The organism is Limosilactobacillus sp., assembly GCF_041859915.1.
GTDB lineage: Bacteria > Bacillota > Bacilli > Lactobacillales > Lactobacillaceae > Limosilactobacillus.
The window spans coordinates 40,282-59,329 of sequence record NZ_JBFLGB010000002.1; the positions used below are offsets into that span (position 1 = coordinate 40,282).

Below are 19,048 nucleotides of genomic sequence, written 5' to 3' on the forward strand. Positions count from 1 at the left end.
CCTACTTAGATTTAATTACTATAACTGGATGTGCGGGAACTTGAACCTGGTCGTCAACATAAAGCTTACGACCCCGACGTGTATCAGGTGTACCGTTTACCAAGACTTGATTTTCCTTTAAATACCACTTAGCCGCACCACCGGTAGGAATAATTCCCTCTTCCTTCAGCAATTGGCCAAGAGTAATATACGGTCGATCAATTACAACTTCCTTATTTTTCACACTATTTCACCTACTTTACTATATTTATTATACCACAATTAAAGTCGTCAAATGTCTTATAAGGCCTTCTCAGCCATTTAAAGTTAAGCTAGTATCTTTTATCAAAATTAAGTTTGAAATAGTCTCTGCCCCTCAGAGGCCACTTTCTGTCACTTTTACTTTTTATTTTTCTCTATGGTGAGGATGATTTCACTTTATTTAATACCCAAAACAGCAAAAAAGCACCAGAACACTCTCAATCCAGTGTTTTGGTGCGATAATTTTCTTTAAATTTTTAATTAAAACGTCCGAACCGGCGTAATCAGGTGAACAAAGTTTTCTTGATTTTCAGTTGGTACAAGAGTAAATGGCCGTAGTGGCGAGGTAAATGAAATTTTAATCGTCGATTGGCCAAATGACCGTAGTGCATCCTTCATGTAATTAGGGTTGAAGGAAATCTCCAAGTCAGCTCCATCTAATGCTGTTGTGGCCACCTCTTCTTCAACCGTCCCAATATCAGGCGAATCACTACTAATTTGGACTCGGTTTTCGCTCGGTTTCAAGGTTAGTTTAACAACATCGTTTCGACTTTCGTGTGATAACAGTGAAGCCCGTTCAATCGAAGCCAAAAAGGTTCCAGCGTCCAACTCAACCGTTGTATCTGCTGTAGTTGGAATTAATTGACTTGTCTCAGGATAATTACCCTCCAGTAACCGGGAATAGAAATGAGTATTGCCAAAAATGAAGAGAATTTGGTTTTCAGTTACCTGGACTTTAACGTCGTCATCATTATCACTAATCATTCCGGAAAGCTCATTCATACTCTTACCAGGGATAATAACGTCAAAATCAATTCCGTTATCAACATCGGATAATTGAACCTTACGCTGAGCTAGGCGGTGACTATCAGTAGCAACCGCCGTTAACAGGCCATTGTGAAGCGTAATATGAATCCCAGCCAGAATTGGTCGACTTTCTTGTTTTGAAACTGCAATTACCGTTTGACGGATAACCTCTTTTAAGATGTCATTGGGTAATGACACTGTTTTATCAGTTTCAACTTCTGGCAAGTGAGGGAAGTTTTCAGCATCTTGACCATTAATTTGAAATTTAGCAGTCCCAGAAGTAATGTCAGCTCGGAAACCATCTGTAACTTCAATGGTTACTTGCTTATCAGGTAGCTTTTTGATTATTTCGCTGAAGAATCGTGCAGGTAACACAATGGCACCTGGCTCATTAATAGTTAAGCCATAGCTCGCATCGGACGCTTTAATTACACTTTCAATTGTAATGTCGGAATTACTACCGGTTAGTATAATTTGCTCCTTATCAATAACCATTTTTAATCCGGTTAAAATTGGGATAGTGGTTTTAGATGAAATTGCACGTAGAACATTATTTAATTGGCTAATAAAAGCTGAACGATTAATTGTGAATTTCATGGTAATGGCTCCTTTATATAAATATATTTTATAGTTTAAAAATAGTAGTCGTAGTAGTTTCTGTTGATATTGTGGATAACTGATGAAAAACCGCATTACTATAGTTTTTAAGCTGTTGATAACCTGTGGATAAAGCTGAGAAAAACTTCAACAGTTATGCACAGCCTAAGCGTGTAAGTGTTCTTTAAGCTTGCCAATATCTTTTTGAAGATCGGTATCCTTTTTTAAAGCTGCTTCAATTTTGTCGATGGCATGAAGTACAGTTGTATGATCTTTACCACCAAACTCATTACCAATTTTTGGTAGTGAATAATCCGTTAATTCACGGGAGAGGTACATGGCGATTTGTCGTGGGACGACGATTTGTTTTACCCGTTTCTTACCAAGAATGTCGCCTTGGGTGATGTTATAGAAACTGGCAACTTGCTTTTGAATTTCAGCAATCGAAATGGTCGTTTTTTGTTGCTGGCGAATCCCTTTTAATGCCTGAGAGGCGAGGTGTGGCGTAATTGGCTCACCGCTAAGATTAGCAAAAGCTTGGACTTGGTTTAATGCTCCTTCTAGTTCCCGAATGTTGGTATCAATTTGGCCAGCAATGTAGTTAAGGGTATCATTGCCGACATTAATATGATCCTCATTGACTTTGCTACGGAGAATCGCAATCCGGGTTTCTAGGTCTGGTGGGGTAATTTCAACTGGTAGGCCCCAACGAAATCGTGAAACTAGGCGATCTTGAAGTTCCGGAATTTCATTAGGCATCCGATCGGAAGTCATCACGATTTGTTTTTTACGGTCATGGAGAGCATTAAAGGTATAGAAAAATTCTAGTTGAGTACCCTCTTTAGTGGCCAGGAATTGAATATCGTCAATTAAAAGAAGGTCGAGATTACGGTATTCTTTACGGAATGCATCCATCGATTTGTTTTGAATGGAGTTAATGAAGTCGTTAGTGAATTCTTCACTGGTAATATATTTAACCTTTGCTTGAGGGTTGGTTTGTAACATATGGTTGCCAATGGCTTCCATTAGGTGAGTTTTTCCTAGACCAACGCCTCCATAAATGAAAAGTGGGTTGTAAAGACTACCGGGGCTTTCGGCTACTGCATAAGCTGCGGCATGGGCCATTTTGTTGCCTTCACCAACTACGAAGGTATTGAAATTGTAATGTGGGTTAAGGGGCGTATCCATTTCCTCAAAGTTAGGGTTGTTTGAGGATGATTGTTGGACGGAATGTGGTTGAATTTCACTCTCTAAAACATAACGTGGTTCGATTTCGTAACCTAATTCAGCTTGGGCGTATCCTCTTAATTTAGCATCAAGGTTTTGACGCCAAAAATCCTGGTGAACCTTAGTCGGCATCAGGATAGTAAGCTGATTCTGAGAGAGAGAAATTGCTTTTGCCGGAGCAATCAAAGTGTCAAAAGTAACCTGAGTGGTGTTTTGACGGAATGAATTTTGGATCGCTTCCCATAGAGAATCGAGCTCAGTCAAAATAATTCCTCCTAGGATATTGATAAATTCTACACGGTATTTTATCATCACATTAAAAAGTTTTCCACAGGGTGGATAAAGCTGAAAATATTTACACAACTCTGTGTGGTATTTGAGCGGTGGATTGTGAATTTTGTTCGTTAAAATCTTGAAAAAGAAGAAATTAACAGTACCTGTGGATAATTAAAGCCTGTCATAGCAATGATTAAAGCAGTTATTAACAGCTAAACAGCTACCTGTGGATAACTCTAATAACAGGGTGTGAATTGTGGACAACTACAAGATATTGTGGTGGATAGTTTTCCACAGCCATAAATATTGCACAGCTTCTGTGGATAGTTTTTATCATTCTGTGGATAAATGAAAAATTAAAATAAAATTTAGCCGTTTATTAATTGATAAAAGTATGGTACACTTCTAAAGTATGTTTGAAGAAAACGTCTTTTAAGACTGAAAAGCAAACCCATTCAATTGAATAGGAGGTGCAATTGTTATGAAGCGCACGTTTCAACCAAAGAAGCGTCACCGTGCACGTGTCCATGGCTTCCGTAAGCGTATGAGCACCAGTAACGGCCGTAAGGTATTAGCACGTCGGCGTCAAAAGGGCAGAAAAGTATTATCTGCATAACCACACGGCCACTGTTCCAGTGGCTTTTTTTATTGTGATCGGGCAGGGCAAACCGCGGATTCAATTCGGTAGTTGATTGCCCTGCCCCTTTTTCATATTTTAAGGTAAGGCAAGGATTATAACTATGAGAAAATCATACCGAGTAAAAAAGGAAAGCGAGTTTCAGCGTGTTTTTGAAACTCATAATTCTGTCGCCAACCGTAAGTTTATTATTTATCAAATGGCCAAACCGGGTCAGAAGCATTTTCGGGTTGGAATTTCGGTCGGTAAGAAAATTGGTAATGCAGTTCACCGGAATTGGGTAAAGCGACGGATTCGACAGACTCTGTTGGAATTGAAGCCTGACTTGAAGCCGGATGTTGACTTCTTGGTGATTGCTCGACCGGCTGCTGACGGCATGGAGATGGCTGAAACCAAAAAGAACTTAGTGCATGTTTTGAAAAAAGCACATTTATTAAACGAAAAGTGAGGAACACGGTTTGACAAAAAGAAGAAAAAAGGTCCTGAGTTTGTCGGCAGTGCTGAGCTTAACGGTCCTATTGGCCGCTTGCTCTAATGCCCCAGTAACTAAGAACAGTACCGGCCTTTGGGATCACTACATTGTATATAATTTCTCTCAGTTCATTATCTGGCTGTCTAACCACATTGGCGGTTACGGAATGGGGATCATCGTTTTCACCATTATTATCCGGGTATTGTTGTTACCGCTAATGTCCTATCAGACCAAGTCGATGCTTAAGACTCAGGAATTAACACCTAAATTAAAAGCTCTCCAAAAAAAGTATTCTTCACGGGATCGAGAATCCATGATGAAGATGCAAGAAGAAACCCGAAAGCTTTATAAGGAAGCTGGGGTTAATCCGATGGCTTCCATGTTGCCACTTTTAATCCAGCTGCCAATCATGTGGGCCCTTTACCAGGCTATTTGGCGAACTCCAGCACTGAAGCAAGGGACTTTTCTGTGGATGCAACTAGGACATCCGGATCCCTACTACGTTATGCCGATTTTAGCTGCTCTATTTACTTTTGTTAGTTCATGGTTGTCAATGGCTTCCATGCCCGAAAAAAATGGCATGACGACTGCGATGACCTGGTTTATGCCAATTATGGTCTTCTTCATGGCTCTTGGCTTTTCATCAGCTATTACCCTTTATTGGGTGATCTCTAACGCTTTCCAGGTTATTCAGACATTGCTTTTGCAGAATCCATTTAAGATTCGTCGTGAACGGGAAGCTAAGGAAAAAGCTGAGAAACGGCGAAAGCGTAAGTTGGCTAAGGCTAAGCGTCGTGCTTACCAAAGCCGGCGTAAGTAAGATAATTTATTATTTAAAAACGGCTGAGTTAATTCTTGGCCGTTTTTTGAATTGAGCAAGGAAACACGTCCTTTTGAGGACATGAAGAATTCTTGATGTTAGAATGACAAATGATTAAGTAAATAAAAAGTAAGGGGCGAGTAATGGTGGTTTATACCGGAAAAACAATCAAAGAAGCAGTTGAAAAAGCCAGTGCTGACTTGGGAGTTGCGAAGGCCCAGTTAAAAGTAACGGTGATTCAACGGCCACGGCACGGCTTTTTGGGTATTGGTCGACGAGACGCTAAGGTCACGGTTTCGGTTCCGGTAAAGCCAGCTAGTTCACCAAAGCAACCCAAGCCTAAACAATCATCAAATGTTAAAGCTCAATTGCATCGTCAGAATCATCAATCAACTAGGACAGGGAGTTCAGCTCAACCTAAGGTGCATTCTAAACGCGGTACTGAAGTTGATCCGGCTGTGATTAGGGCACGTCATGCAGCCAACCTAAAACGGGTGCGAACGGCTGGAAATCAGCTGGTTGATTATCTCCAGAATGTTTTTAAAGCACTCGGTATAAAAACAACACCGACGATTAAGCGAGTGGCAGCTCATGAAATTACCATTGATATTAAGACGGCTGCTTCTGGTCGGGTCATTGGTCACCATGGTCGGCGGATCAATGCATTAGAACAGCTTGCCAACGTCTTTATGAACTATCACGGTGCACCCAAGACAGTTGTTTTACTGGATACTTCTAATTACCGGGCGCGGCGTCAAAAAGCTCTCCATGAGCTAGCAGAACGCTCTGTAACTGAAGTTGTTGCTAGTGGTCAGGCAGTCTTCTTGGACCCAATGCCGGCCCGGGAACGTAAACAGTTACACCGAGAATTAGAAGACAACAAACATGTTCGGACCTATTCTCATGGTCGAGAACCCTACCGGAGTGTTGTGATTGCTCCACGTAATTAAGTACTCTTGGTTGACATTCTTTGAGGATGATCTTAGAATATTGACGGTTATAAAATTAAATTAGTTAAAGTAGTGAAAGTGCTTTGACCATGGTGACGACAGTGATGTCTTCAGACGTGGAATGGGCACTTTTTTTATTAGAAAGGAGCGAATATCGTGGCAAACAGCGAAGCAGATACAATTGCTGCTATCTCAACCCCCGTGGGTGAAGGGGGAATTTCAATTGTCCGGATTAGTGGGGATGATGCAATTAAGGTTGCCCAAAAGATTTACCGTGGCAAAGATTTGAGTAAAGTTGCTAGTCACACCATTAATTATGGGCATATCATTGATCCGGCGACGAAGGAAGAAGTCGACGAAGTGATGGTTTCCGTGATGCGGGCACCGCACACCTATACACGGGAAGATGTGATTGAAATTAACTGTCACGGTGGCTTGCTAGCAACCAATCGAATTCTTCAACTGGTTTTAAGCTATGGAGCACGGATGGCTGAACCGGGTGAGTTTACCAAGCGGGCCTTCTTGAATGGCCGGATCGACCTTTCACAATCCGAAGCGGTCATGGATCTGATTCGGGCGAAGACGGATAAGTCGATGAAGGTGGCTTTGAACCAACTAGATGGAAACTTATCACGCTTGATTAAGCACTTGCGTAAGGATATTTTGGATGTTTTGGCGCAGGTTGAGGTTAACATCGACTACCCTGAATATGACGACGTCGAAGAAATGACGACCAAGATGCTAAAGGAGAAGGCAATCGAGATCCAACAACGGATTCAAGCCCTGCTTAAAACCGCTAAACAGGGGAAAGTCCTACGGGATGGCCTGGCAACGGCAATCATTGGTCGGCCAAATGTTGGAAAGTCTAGCCTGTTGAATGCCCTGCTCCACGAAGACAAGGCAATCGTTACTGACGTTGCCGGAACTACCCGGGATGTCATTGAGGAATACGTCAACGTCAATGGAGTTCCGTTAAAGCTAATTGATACCGCCGGAATTCGTGATACTAAGAATAAGGTCGAAAAGATTGGGGTGGAACGCAGTCGGCAGGCTCTTGATGCTGCTGATTTGGTTTTGCTATTGATTGATAATTCAGCCCCACTGACGGATGAAGATCGAAAACTCTTGGCTACTACTAAGGGAAAACAGCGGATCATCATCTTAAACAAGACTGATCTGCCGAGCAAGCTTGACCTGGCTGAATTGAAAAAGTTAGTTGGCCAAGATCCATTGATTGAAACTTCAATTGTTAAGCATCAGGGGATGGACCAATTAGGTAAACAAATCAGTCACATGTTCTTTGACCAAGGAATTGAGAGTAGTCAAAACGATGTCATGGTAACCAATGCTCGTCATATCGGCCTGCTTCACCGGGCCAATGATGCCCTTAACGATGTCTTGAAGGGCATCAATGAAGGAATGCCGGTCGATCTGGTTCAGATTGATATGACGCGGTGCTGGGACCTTCTCGGTGAGATTACCGGGGATAGTTATCAGGACGAATTACTTGATCAGCTGTTTAGTCAATTCTGTTTAGGAAAGTAGGAGGAAAATCGTGAAGTCTGCAGAATCATTGAAAACTTCTGACGCCGTTCAGTACGAAGCTGGCAGTTACGATGTGATTGTCGTCGGTGCCGGACATGCCGGTAGTGAAGCGGCCCTAGCTGCTGCCCGGATGGGGAATAAAACCTTGCTAATTACCATCAGTTTGGAAATGGTGGCCTTTATGCCATGTAATCCTTCTGTTGGTGGACCGGCCAAGGGAATCGTTGTCCGAGAGATTGATGCCCTCGGTGGTGAAATGGGCCATAACATTGATAAGACCTATATCCAAATGCGGATGCTTAACACTGGGAAGGGTCCAGCGGTCCGTGCGTTACGGGCTCAGGCCGATAAGCACGCCTACCACCGCCAAATGAAATTGACGATTGAACGGCAAAAAAACCTAACCCTGCGGCAGGCGACGGTTGACCAGTTAATTGTTGAAGACGGTGTCTGCAAGGGTGTCATCACTAATACCGGTGCTCGTTACCATGCCAAGACAGTGGTTCTGACTGTTGGAACCGCCGCCCGGGGCAAGATCATCATTGGTGAATTGCAGTATCAATCTGGCCCTAATAATTCCAAGTCAGCGGTTAAATTATCAGAAAATTTGGAAGATCTGGGCTTTGACCTGGAACGGTTTAAGACTGGAACGCCACCACGGGTTAACGGAAACACGATCAATTTTGATGAAACTGCCGAACAGCCTGGGGACAAGGAACCCCACCACTTTAGTTTCGATACTCCCGATAGTGCCTATATTTCCGTTACCGACCAATTAGCCTGTTGGTTGACTTACACCAACCCAACGACCCACGGAATTATTCGTGCCAATTTGGATCGGGCACCGATGTTCTCCGGGATTATCAAGGGAGTTGGCCCCCGTTATTGCCCGTCAATCGAAGATAAGATTGTTCGCTTTGCTGATAAGTCTCGTCACCAGGTTTTCTTGGAACCTGAAGGCCGTGACACTGATGAATATTATCTTGACGGGGTTTCTACTTCCATGCCAGAGGAAATCCAAAACAAGATCGTTCATTCCATTAAGGGATTGGAAAAGGCTGAATTAATGCGGCCAGGCTATGCCATTGAATACGATGTAGTTGCTCCATACCAACTTCATCCAACCTTGGAGACTAAACTGGTTAAAAACCTTTATACGGCTGGTCAGACTAATGGTTCTTCCGGTTACGAAGAGGCTGCTGGTCAAGGACTAATTGCAGGAATCAATGCTGGCTTGCGGGCCCAGGGTAAGAAACCATTTGTCTTGAAACGGTCCGATGCCTATATTGGGGTGATGATCGATGACCTGGTAACCAAGGGAACTAAGGAACCTTACCGTCTGTTGACGAGTCGAGCTGAATACCGCTTGTTGCTGCGACACGATAATGCTGACTTCCGGTTGATGGAAAAGGGTCATGCGGTTGGTTTGGTTAGTGACGAACGTCTAGCTAAGATGGAAGCTAAGAAGGCCGCCGTAGCTGCTGAAATCAAACGCCTCCGGTCGATTAAATTGAAACCGAATGATGAAGCAGTCAATGCCTTTATCGAACAACATGGTGATAACCATCTTAAGGATGGGGTAGCTGCTGCTGACTTACTGAAACGGCCGTACTTTGATTATCAGACCCTGCTGCAATTTATTCCGGCGCCGGCTGAAAAGTTAGATCGTCACGTGATCGAGCAGGTTGAAATTCAACTTAAGTATGCTGGTTATATTAAAAAAGAAGAAGTCAAGGTTGAACGGATGAAGCGAATGGAAGCTAAGCGGATTCCAGATGATATCGACTATGAAGACGTTGATGGCTTGGCTACAGAAGGTCGGCAAAAGTTGGAGAAAATTCGGCCAGAAACGTTGGCTCAGGCTTCTCGAATCTCCGGTGTTAACCCGGCCGACCTGGCGATCCTGAGCGTTTATATTCGGCAAGGAAAGTTCTCTAAGAAGAACGAAAAGAATTAATATTTCCCGGGTAATAAATGTGAGGCTGGGAGAATCCTTATTTTCTTCCAGCCTTTTTTCTGGTTTAAATGGGTTTAGTTTGATTTAGAAATTAATTGTAACTGTCTTCTTATTTTAGATATTAATAATTATTGGCGGTTGGTTGCTTTCTGAATAATGGGGTAATAAAGGATTAATTAAACTCGGGTGATAATTCCTGACAAATGATCCGAATATGTTATAATTTAGATTCGAGTTTAATTATGAATTAATAAGGAAATTAGTTATTAAAAATAAAAGGAAAGAAGAGGAACTTTATAATGTGTGGGATTGTTGCATTTGTTGATAATGAAAAACCACAAATTAAAGATAAGCTAATCAAAAAGATGAAGGAACGGATCATCCACCGGGGCCCCGATGCGGAGGGACAGTATGTTGATGATCATGTTGCTCTTGGCTTTCGTCGATTAAGTTTCATCGATGTGAAGTCCGGGAACCAACCTATCTTTAATGAAGATAATTCTAAGGCGATTGAATTCAACGGTGAAATTTACAACTTTGAAGAATTGCGAGCCGAACTGATCAAGGACGGTCACACCTTCAAGACCCACGCTGATACGGAAGTCATCTTGCATGGTTATGAACAGTGGGGTAAGGACGTAGTTAACAAGCTCCGCGGAATGTTTGCCTTTGTAATTTGGGACCTTAAAACGCATGAAATGTTTGGTGCCCGGGATCATTTTGGGATCAAACCGCTTTACTATGCTAAGATGAATGGCACTTTCTTCGTGGGTTCTGAAATTAAGGCTTTCTTGGATCATCCAAACTTTAAGATGGAACTGAACAAGCGAGCTTTAAAGTCTTATATGACTTTCCAGTACAATGTAACTCAGGAAACCTTCTTCAAGGGGGTTTATCGTCTGCCGGAAGCCCACTACTTCACCTATAAAGATGGCAAATTCGAAATGAAACAGTACTGGGACGAAGACTTTGATCCCAAGAATGAAACCTTTGACCAAGCTGTTGATAATATCGATGACGTGGTCAAGAACTCTGTTAAGGCTCATACCTTTGCTGATAAGGGAATCAAGGTTGGCTCCTTCCTGTCTGCAGGGGTAGACTCCAGCCTGGTGACGGCTTTAATGCGGCCTAATAACACTTTCTCAATTGGTTTTGATAGCGGTTATGACGAAACCAAACAAGCCCGGGAACTAGCGGCTAAGTTAAAGCTTAAGAACACCGATAAGTTACTAACCGATGAAGAAGCTTTCAAGACCTTCCCATTAATTCAGTACTACCTTGATGAACCGGATTCTAACCCGTCCGTAGTGCCGCTTTACTTCTTAAACAAGTTGGCTAAGGACAATGGCTATAAGGCTTTACTGTCTGGTGAAGGAGCCGATGAACTCTTCGCCGGTTATACGGCATACGGCTTTAACACCAAGATTAAGTTCCTCCGTTGGATTACAGATCAGCTGAAGAAGCTACCGAAGGAAAAGCGTTACAAGCTTGGTGAATGGCTTGAGGGCAAGCACTTCCATGGTTCTGAACACCTTTATCGGAACCTGGCCCCAGCACGCAAGACCTTCATCGGTCAGGCCTACATTTTTAGCCCGGCTGAAGCCAACGAATATCTGAAGCCGGAATACCAAGATGGTCCAACGATTACTGACTTACTGAAGCCGCTTTACGATAAGTGTGACGCCAAGAAACCGGCTATGAACGAGGTGGCTAAGAAACAGTATGTTGACTTACACCGCTTCATGCCTGGTGACATTTGCTTGAAGGCCGATAAGATGAGTATGGCCAATTCCGTAGAAATCCGGGTACCATTGTTGGATAAGGAAGTTATGAAGGTGGCTGAAACAACCCCAACCGATTACCTCTTTAACTACAGGGGAACTAAATGGGCATTTCGGATGGCTGCTAACCGACACTTGCCAGAAGAATGGGCAACCCGACCAAAGCTTGGCTTCCCAACGCCGGTTCGTGAATGGTTACGGGAAAAGAAGTATTATGAGATTGTCAAGAAAATGTTTAAGCAGGACTTCGTCAAGCAGTTCTTTGACCAAGATAAGCTATTACAATTAGCTGACGATAACTTCAATGGCAAGATTGATGGTCGACGGAAGATCTGGACGGTTTATACCTTCCTAGTTTGGTATAAGCTTTACTTCATCGATAAATTTAAACCGGATGAGTCTGGAATTGACCAGGCTAAAAAGACAGCTACTGCAAAAGCTTAATCTTAGAATAGAAAATCCGCCAGTAAAATGACGGATTTTCTTTTACTAATAGCTTGTAAGCGGTAACAAAATATGGTATATTATAAGTGTAGAAAAGGTAATGCCTAACGAGGTGATTACAATGGTAAAGATGATTCGAGCAGTAAGGTAAAGTTTCCGTTATTGATTTAGAAGAACGGAGTGATACCGATGGGCAGTTTCGTTTAGTTGTTATTTTGATTTCCACTTTACGAGATGAGTATCATGATGAAGATGATTCGGGCAGTAATTTGAAGCTATTGGATAAACGAACAAGGAAGGTTTGTGATACCAATGGGCTTTGAAATTAATGGTCACTAGCATTGAGTTAGGAAGTTAATACCTCGATCGAACATAATTAGTAATGAGAACATCAAAATTAAAACATTATTCAAGCTAGCTTCAATTTGGAGCTAGCTTTTAATTTTGCCAATAATTGACAAATTCATGATGATTCCTTCACTTATATTCACTTTTATCAAAAAAAATGAAATAATAGACATTTAAGAGAAAGTTTAAGAGGAGTCGTTTTAAAATGGAATTGCATGTTACGCCAGCATTAGCGTTATTACGTGAACATCACTTGTTGGATCACGTCAGCAATTTAACGGATTTTACCGCTACCGCCGTTTCATATGATTCACGGCAAGTCAAACCAGGAACCTTGTTTTTCTGTAAAGGCAATTTCTTACCTAAATATCTAGCGATGGCCAAAGAAAAAGGGGCCATTGCCTATGTTGCCGAGCAAGAATATCCGACGGGTCAAGGATTACCGGCAATTATTGTTAGGGATGAACAAAAAGCCATGGCCTTATTGGGGGCCGCCTTTTACGGATTCCCTCAGAATGATCTTTTTATTATTGCCATTACAGGAACTAAGGGGAAAACCACTACGGCTTACTTTGCTGACCATATCCTTGACCGGACTACTAAGCGGCGGGTTGCTCTTTTCTCAACTTTGGACCGGATCCTCGGCCATCGGCCAGAAGATAAATTCAAGTCTGATCTAACGACACCGGAATCACTAGACCTATTCCATGACATGCGAGCTGCTGTTAATAACGGGATGACTCACCTAGTGATGGAAGTATCTTCCCAAGCTTACAAGAAGCGCCGGGTCTACGGTTTGAAGTATGATGTTGGGATCTTCTTAAACATCACGCCAGACCACATTGGTCGGAATGAGCATCCGACCTTTGCAGATTACCTCCATTGTAAGGAACAATTGTTAGTTAATTCTAAGGTCTGTGTGATCAATGCGGAAACTCAACATTTTACGGATATCTACTATACGGCTAAGGCAACGACCCAACCAGAAAATATTTATCTTTTTGCCCGTCATGGGGCCCACGTAAAATTACCGGATAATCGCCAGCTCGATTTTGAATACCGGAATGACCTGGAAAATCTTCATGAGAGTGAATTTCAGTTAGCTGCCATTTCTGATCATGCCCGGCAGTTAAAGTTGACTGGTCGTTATACCACCAGCGTACCGGGTGATTATAATGAAGGCAATGCGGTCGCGGCAATTATTGCCAGTGGCCTCGCTGGAGCTAGTGCCAATGATGCTATGGCTACTCTTGACCATGTCCACATTAAGGGTCGGATGGAAATGATTTCTACCAAGGCTCATGGGACAATTTATGTTGATTATGCTCATAACTATGCCAGTACCAAACGGCTCTTAGCCTTTCTAGAGCGTCAGACCCATGCTGGCAAGGTGACGGTGGTTCTTGGGTCTGCTGGGGACAAAGGAATTTCTCGTCGTCCAGGACTGGGTAAGGCCTTGACAGAAGAACACCCCGATCGAATTATTCTAACAACTGATGATCCGGGCTTTGAAGATCCACGTAAGATTGCCGAAACGATTGATTCCTATATTGACCATGATCAGGTCGGCACGGTTGACTTCATCATGGATCGGGAAACGGCAATTAAAAATGCTATTGACCATAGCGTCAAAGATGATATTGTGGTCATAGCTGGTAAGGGTGAGGATCCTTACCAAAAGATTAAGGGAGTCAACGTGCCATACGCATCTGACAGCAAGATTGCGCGTGACTATGTTGCCCAAATCGAACAATAACAGAGTGAGGCAAAGCGCATGAAATCATTTCGACAAGTGATGAGCTGGGTGGTTCCGATTGTTATCGGATTACTGATCGCCCTGCTGATCAAACAATTTTTCTTTCAGATTGTCCGGGTCGATGGACCGTCAATGCAACCTAACTTACAAAACAATGAACGGGTTTTCTGCTTAAAGCGATCCCAAATTCGTCACGGGAGCGTCGTAATTTTTAATGCCGATGGAGTTGATCCCCAGGTAGCCATTAAGACGGACTATGTTAAGCGGGTCATTGGTTTACCTGGCGATACTGTTCGTTCTAAGAATGGTAATATTTACGTTAACAATAAGGAAATTAACCAAAACTACATTTCGATGAAGCAACGGGATGCCGGAACCGGTAACTGGGACCTCAAGAGTATTTCTGTTCAGAACAGTTGGCTGAAGCATAATGGTGCAACCAAGGTACCAGCTGGTGAATACTTCGTGCTGGGGGATCATCGCAGCGTTTCTAATGATGGCCGTTACTGGGGCTTCGTACCTAAGAGTAAGATTGACGGGGTCGTAAAGGTACCATCATGGACCGGAACGACAACAACGCGGCAAAATGTCAATAAAGAATGGCAACATTTCTACAGTAAATAAGAGCTAAAGAAAGATAAGGCTTTTTCAATTTATAATGATGAAAAGTAAAGGCTAGTTTAGTTAGAATAACTAAAATTGTCCTAAAGTTATCGTAAAACTGGTAATTTTAGGACAATTTTTTATATATTATTAAACATAGGAGTAAGTATTAATTGTAACAGTATGGTTATACAACTTCGTTAACAATGCAGGAAACAAGTTCACACAGTATAAATTAAAGAGACAATGATGCTTAAGGAGGTGGTCCCTTGATAAAACCAACACTTGTCATTCAGGATTTATCGGCAGTTAGCCAGATTTCACTGACGGTAGCAATTGCGATCTTTCAAGCCCTTGATCTTCCAATTGCTGTAGCACCCAGTACTCTCTTATCAACACAGACGGAAGGTTTTGGGAAACCGGTAAGCCTAGATACGACCGACTGGCTAGAAAAGTCTTTTCGGCATTGGCAAAAAAGTCAAATTACCTTTAATGGGATACTTGTTGGTTACCTTGGCACAGTAGGACGAATTAACCAGCTTAGTGCATGGATACGGGCAAATCAACTCAAACCAGTAATTATTGATCCAGTGATGGGGGATGCTGGTGCGCTCTATCCCGGACTTGATCCAGCCATTGTTTCGGCAATGCAAAAATTGTGCCAGCAGGCCGATATCATTACACCTAACCTGACCGAGCTTCATTTTCTGACCGGGGAAAATACACAAGATGTTACAAAATTGTTGAAAGTGGCTAGCAAAATGTTTGGCTGCAGGGTTATCCTGACTGGGGTCAAGAAAGGACAATACGTCAATAGTTACCTTCTTGGAGCAGGGAAAGACAATCTGACGGTTGCCAGTAGTTCATATTATCCAGGTCATTTTTTCGGAACTGGAGATGCCTTTAGTGCACTGCTGACTGGTTGGTACCTGAAGGGATTCTCTTTACCTATGGCGATGCAACGAGCGACTAAAGATCTCCAAATCGCGGTCAGGCAAACTGCTACTTTATCATCAAAGGAACGAAAGTTTGGCTTAAAAACTGCGGCCATGCTGCAACAAATTTTGGCTGAGGGCTGAAAAGAGGAGAAAAAATAAAGATCAATAAAGGACAAGCGGTGTTACTGATCTTTATTTCAATGATTTTGTCGGGTATTAGTTATATTCTCCTTAAACAAGCAATAAATACTAGTATGTACTACTCAATGTGATCACTTAATTACTAAAACGACACCGGCAACAAGCAAGTTATATTTAAACTAAGCAAAAATGAGATTAGTGAGGAAATCTTGTTTTCTCACCAATCTCATTTTTGTATTCTTATTAGTTGACTGGTACCTTGGTTCATAGTTTAAAATTAAAAATAGGTTTAAACGAAAAGAGGGGAGATAGATGGACCAGAACGATGTTATCCGGTATATTGACCAGCAATTTGGGGTTCAACCCAATTATCGTTTAGCACACCAGTGGAATGCCTGTGTGTTTGCGTCGCCGGTCAACGGGCGCTGGTTTGCCTTGATTGAACAACCACGGGATCAATCAGCGGCTTACCTGGATATTAAGTGCGGCGGACCGACCAGTGCACAATTAACCCAACCTCACCGCATGAATCCTCAGACCTGGCGAGGAGTGATCTTGGATGATCAAGTGTCACCGCAAATAGTTGAGGATGCATTAACTACGGCTTTCAAACAATCACTAGCGGAAACAACTCACCAATCAGTGGAACGTCTAATCTACGTCCCTCCCGTTCGTCAGACTAATCCATACCATGACCAACCCTTACCGCCAATGAGTGACCGAACTGTGCCTTTCGCTAAGCCCAATCCCCTCCCTGCACCATTACGAAAAATGCGGGCATTATATGATTATACTTTGCCACTGAGTTGGGGACGAGCAAAGAACTTCTATGTTCAGGGACAAAGCGTGGCCGACTATACTGATGATTACCAATACCAAGGTCATTTTCACCGTTATTTTCCGGTCTATCACGACATGTCGAATACCCAGTTGCGGGGATATTTTGCTTGGCGCACAAAAATTCGCCACCATGAATATGTTAAGGCGCCCACCTCTTTTGTCTACGTCTATTTATATGAGTTGATTAACCAAATTGGGGTGGATTCACCGATGGCTGGTTACCAACAATTGGTGGCTTTCCAGCAGGGTTATGGTAAAATGATGGACCACAAGATGACTAGATATCTTCATCAGTGGCTTCAGGATTACACGGTATACTACCAATTAAGTGACCAGGAGGTGCAGACACAGTTTCAACACCAGATTGAAATTGATGAAGCTTATTGGGTCCTGCTTAAACCGGTGAAGCAGAAGGCGAGTGCTGTCACTACAGCTCTAGAGGAATTTTCCTCGTACCAGCTCAATCATTGTCCGTTGCACAAACAAGATCCTGCACTGCTGGCAACAATTGTTAAGACGGTGTGGTGCCGACTATGTGACTTACCTACTGAGAATGTTCAACGCAATTACTTGGGGTGGCAGGGCATGGAGACAACCCGGCCCTTCGCCAATGCGGTTTTTTATGATCGGGCAAGTCAACAGCAATTTAGTCGTCAAATTGACCACCTTTGTTCTTATCATTACTATGATGGGCGGTGGGAACACCACTATTACATCCCGACTACCCGGCGGGCCCAAAAGATTGGTAGTCTCCTCCATGAGATTGATCGTTTGGTTCGGCAAACTTTCCATCAAGGGCGGGCACTTAAACCGCGTCCATTGGCTCCAAATATTCTCAATCAAATTAAACCGGCCATTCAAGATGCTCGGCACCAGGTTCAACTTGCCCGGCGCCCGAAGATTAAGATTAACCTAGGCGACTTAGATCAAATCCGTGCCGATGCCTCCGTTACTAGGGAGAGCTTACTGACGGATGAAGAACGGGCAGCTGAAGAAGAAGAGGAGCACCATGCACCAGTCCAAGCTACTCAACCAACTGTACCGGCTGAATCAGCTAACAGTTCGGAAAATACTAAGGAGGCGGCAACCTCTACTGCTGACCTTGGCTTATCGACGGCTGAATATTATTTGCTGACTCATCTTTTAAACGGTCAGGATTGGCAAACTTACCTTCGTCAACACCACCTAATGGTTAATATCTTAGTTGATAATATTAATGACAAGCTATTTGATGAGATCGGTGACACGGTTATCGAGTTCGATGACCATAACCAACCCCGAATAATTGAAGACTATCGGACTGATCTCCAAGAATTATTAAGTTAGGAGGATTATTGTGCCAAAAGTACGTAAACGGGTTCCCAAACGGATCGCTCAAACAATCTTAAATTCTCTTAAGGGGGGCGTGGTCCCCCGAATCGGTTTGCCCTACATTGCGGTTGGACGGAAAGATGAAATTGCGGCGCTACTCCATGACGTCGACATCATCAGTGAGGGCGGAGCCTCTTTTCGTTTCATTATGGGACGTTATGGTTCAGGAAAGAGCTTCCTGCTCCAAACGATTCGTAATTACGTAATGGACAAGGGCTTTATCGTGGTTGATGGCGACCTTTCACCAGAACGCCGGCTTCACGGCGGCAATGGTAAAGGCTTAGCTACCTATCGGGAGTTGATTCAGAACTTATCGACCAAGACTCGACCCGAGGGAGGAGCCTTGAACCTGGTTCTCGATCGTTGGATCAGTTCTGTTCAGGCCCGCGTGGTTAGTGACCAGGGAATTGATCCTGATGATCCTAAATTTGCTTCGGCGGTTGATAAGGAGATTTACAAAGTGATCGCCTCCTTAAATGAACTGGTTCACGGCTTTGATTTTGCTAAACTCTTGGAAATGTACTACCACGCTTATGTGGATGATGACCAAGAAACCAAAGCCAAGGTAACCAAGTGGTTTCGTGGTGAGTATGACCGGAAAACCGATGCCAAGAAGGAATTAGGGGTCAATATCATCATTACCGATGATGACTGGTATGAATACTTAAAGCTCTTTGCCACCTTCTTCCGCCAAGCTGGTTATCAAGGGATGATGATCATGATCGATGAACTGGTCAACATCTATAAAATTCCTAACAGTATTAGCCGTCAGTATAACTATGAAAAGATTCTGACAATGTATAACGATACGTTGCAAGGGAAGGCCAAATACCTGGGGATCATCATGTGTGGAACTCCTCAAGCAATCGAGGACCGGCGGCGGGGCGTTTATTCTTATGAAGCCTTGCGTTCCCGGCTAACTGCGGGTAAATTTTCCCAGGAAGGGGCCCGGGATATGTATGCGCCAGTCATTAAGTTGGAACCATTGACGGCCGAAGAAATGCTGGTATTGACGGAAAAGCTAGCTGACATGCATGCTGACCTTTATGGTTATCAACGCACGATTAGTGAGGATGATCTTGCCACTTTCATTAAGATTGAATACGGGCGAATTGGGGCCAGCTCCAACATCACGCCCCGAGAAGTCATTCGGGACTTCATTGAGTTATTGGATATTCTTTGGCAGAATCCTAAGACAAATGTCAAGACTCTCTTGAAATCTGATCAATTCAACTATAACCAGTCGAATGCCGTTTCGGATAAGAAGGATAATGGCTTTGCAGAGTTTACGATTTAAT

General features: G+C 43.1%; 15 protein-coding genes. 12 read left to right on the forward strand and 3 right to left on the reverse strand.

Annotated elements, in window-relative coordinates; genetic code table 11:
• Position 1: 1 nt before the first annotated feature.
• From yaaA to dnaA, 3 genes are all read right to left on the reverse strand, one after another.
• Positions 2-223 (reverse strand): S4 domain-containing protein YaaA, encoded by a 222-nt coding sequence (gene yaaA / locus ACEYV4_RS00735; protein ID WP_373841531.1) that lies wholly within the window; start codon positions 221-223, stop codon positions 2-4.
• A gap of 278 nt (positions 224-501) precedes the next feature.
• Entirely contained in the window at positions 502-1,644 is a 1,143-nt protein-coding gene (gene dnaN, locus ACEYV4_RS00740) for a DNA polymerase III subunit beta (RefSeq protein WP_373841532.1), read from the reverse strand.
• Between the two features lie 165 nt (positions 1,645-1,809).
• Positions 1,810-3,135: a chromosomal replication initiator protein DnaA gene (gene dnaA, locus ACEYV4_RS00745; RefSeq protein WP_373841533.1), complete on the reverse strand. Its 1,326-nt coding sequence runs from the start codon at positions 3,133-3,135 to the stop codon at positions 1,810-1,812.
• Positions 3,136-3,622: 487 nt separating this feature from the next.
• Here dnaA and rpmH point away from each other — a divergent pair, with 487 nt between their 5' ends.
• From rpmH to ACEYV4_RS00805, 12 genes are all read left to right on the forward strand, one after another.
• Positions 3,623-3,763, forward strand: coding sequence for a 50S ribosomal protein L34 (gene rpmH, locus ACEYV4_RS00750; protein ID WP_373841570.1), 141 nt, complete (start codon positions 3,623-3,625; stop codon positions 3,761-3,763).
• A 124-nt stretch (positions 3,764-3,887) separates the two neighbouring features.
• Positions 3,888-4,232 (forward strand): ribonuclease P protein component, encoded by a 345-nt coding sequence (rnpA, locus tag ACEYV4_RS00755; RefSeq protein ID WP_373841534.1) that lies wholly within the window; start codon positions 3,888-3,890, stop codon positions 4,230-4,232.
• 10 nt (positions 4,233-4,242) lie between these two features.
• Positions 4,243-5,076, forward strand: a complete 834-nt coding sequence (locus ACEYV4_RS00760; RefSeq protein ID WP_373841535.1) for a YidC/Oxa1 family membrane protein insertase — start codon at positions 4,243-4,245, stop codon at positions 5,074-5,076.
• Between the two features lie 143 nt (positions 5,077-5,219).
• Positions 5,220-6,026, forward strand: coding sequence for an RNA-binding cell elongation regulator Jag/EloR (gene jag / locus ACEYV4_RS00765; protein ID WP_373841536.1), 807 nt, complete (start codon positions 5,220-5,222; stop codon positions 6,024-6,026).
• 156 nt (positions 6,027-6,182) lie between these two features.
• Complete coding sequence (mnmE, locus tag ACEYV4_RS00770) at positions 6,183-7,571, forward strand: tRNA uridine-5-carboxymethylaminomethyl(34) synthesis GTPase MnmE (protein ID WP_373841537.1); 1,389 nt, start codon at positions 6,183-6,185, stop codon at positions 7,569-7,571.
• Between the two features lie 10 nt (positions 7,572-7,581).
• Entirely contained in the window at positions 7,582-9,528 is a 1,947-nt protein-coding gene (mnmG, locus tag ACEYV4_RS00775; protein WP_373841538.1) for a tRNA uridine-5-carboxymethylaminomethyl(34) synthesis enzyme MnmG, read from the forward strand.
• Between the two features lie 299 nt (positions 9,529-9,827).
• Positions 9,828-11,753 carry an asparagine synthase (glutamine-hydrolyzing) gene (asnB, locus tag ACEYV4_RS00780; RefSeq protein WP_373841539.1) on the forward strand — a complete coding sequence of 642 codons (1,926 nt, stop codon included), beginning with the start codon at positions 9,828-9,830 and terminating at the stop codon, positions 11,751-11,753.
• Positions 11,754-12,306: 553 nt separating this feature from the next.
• Entirely contained in the window at positions 12,307-13,857 is a 1,551-nt protein-coding gene (locus tag ACEYV4_RS00785; RefSeq protein ID WP_373841540.1) for a UDP-N-acetylmuramoyl-L-alanyl-D-glutamate--2,6-diaminopimelate ligase, read from the forward strand.
• Between the two features lie 18 nt (positions 13,858-13,875).
• Positions 13,876-14,481, forward strand: a complete 606-nt coding sequence (gene lepB / locus ACEYV4_RS00790; protein ID WP_373841541.1) for a signal peptidase I — start codon at positions 13,876-13,878, stop codon at positions 14,479-14,481.
• Positions 14,482-14,729: 248 nt separating this feature from the next.
• Positions 14,730-15,539: a PfkB family carbohydrate kinase gene (locus ACEYV4_RS00795; RefSeq protein ID WP_373841542.1), complete on the forward strand. Its 810-nt coding sequence runs from the start codon at positions 14,730-14,732 to the stop codon at positions 15,537-15,539.
• Positions 15,540-15,851: 312 nt separating this feature from the next.
• The gene (locus tag ACEYV4_RS00800) at positions 15,852-17,705 is read left to right on the forward strand and encodes a TerB N-terminal domain-containing protein (RefSeq protein ID WP_373841543.1); all 1,854 of its coding nucleotides are present in this window, start codon (positions 15,852-15,854) and stop codon (positions 17,703-17,705) included.
• Between the two features lie 10 nt (positions 17,706-17,715).
• A complete protein-coding gene (locus tag ACEYV4_RS00805; RefSeq protein WP_373841544.1) occupies positions 17,716-19,047 on the forward strand; it encodes an ATP-binding protein in 1,332 nt (443 codons plus the stop codon).
• Position 19,048: the final 1 nt, after the last annotated feature.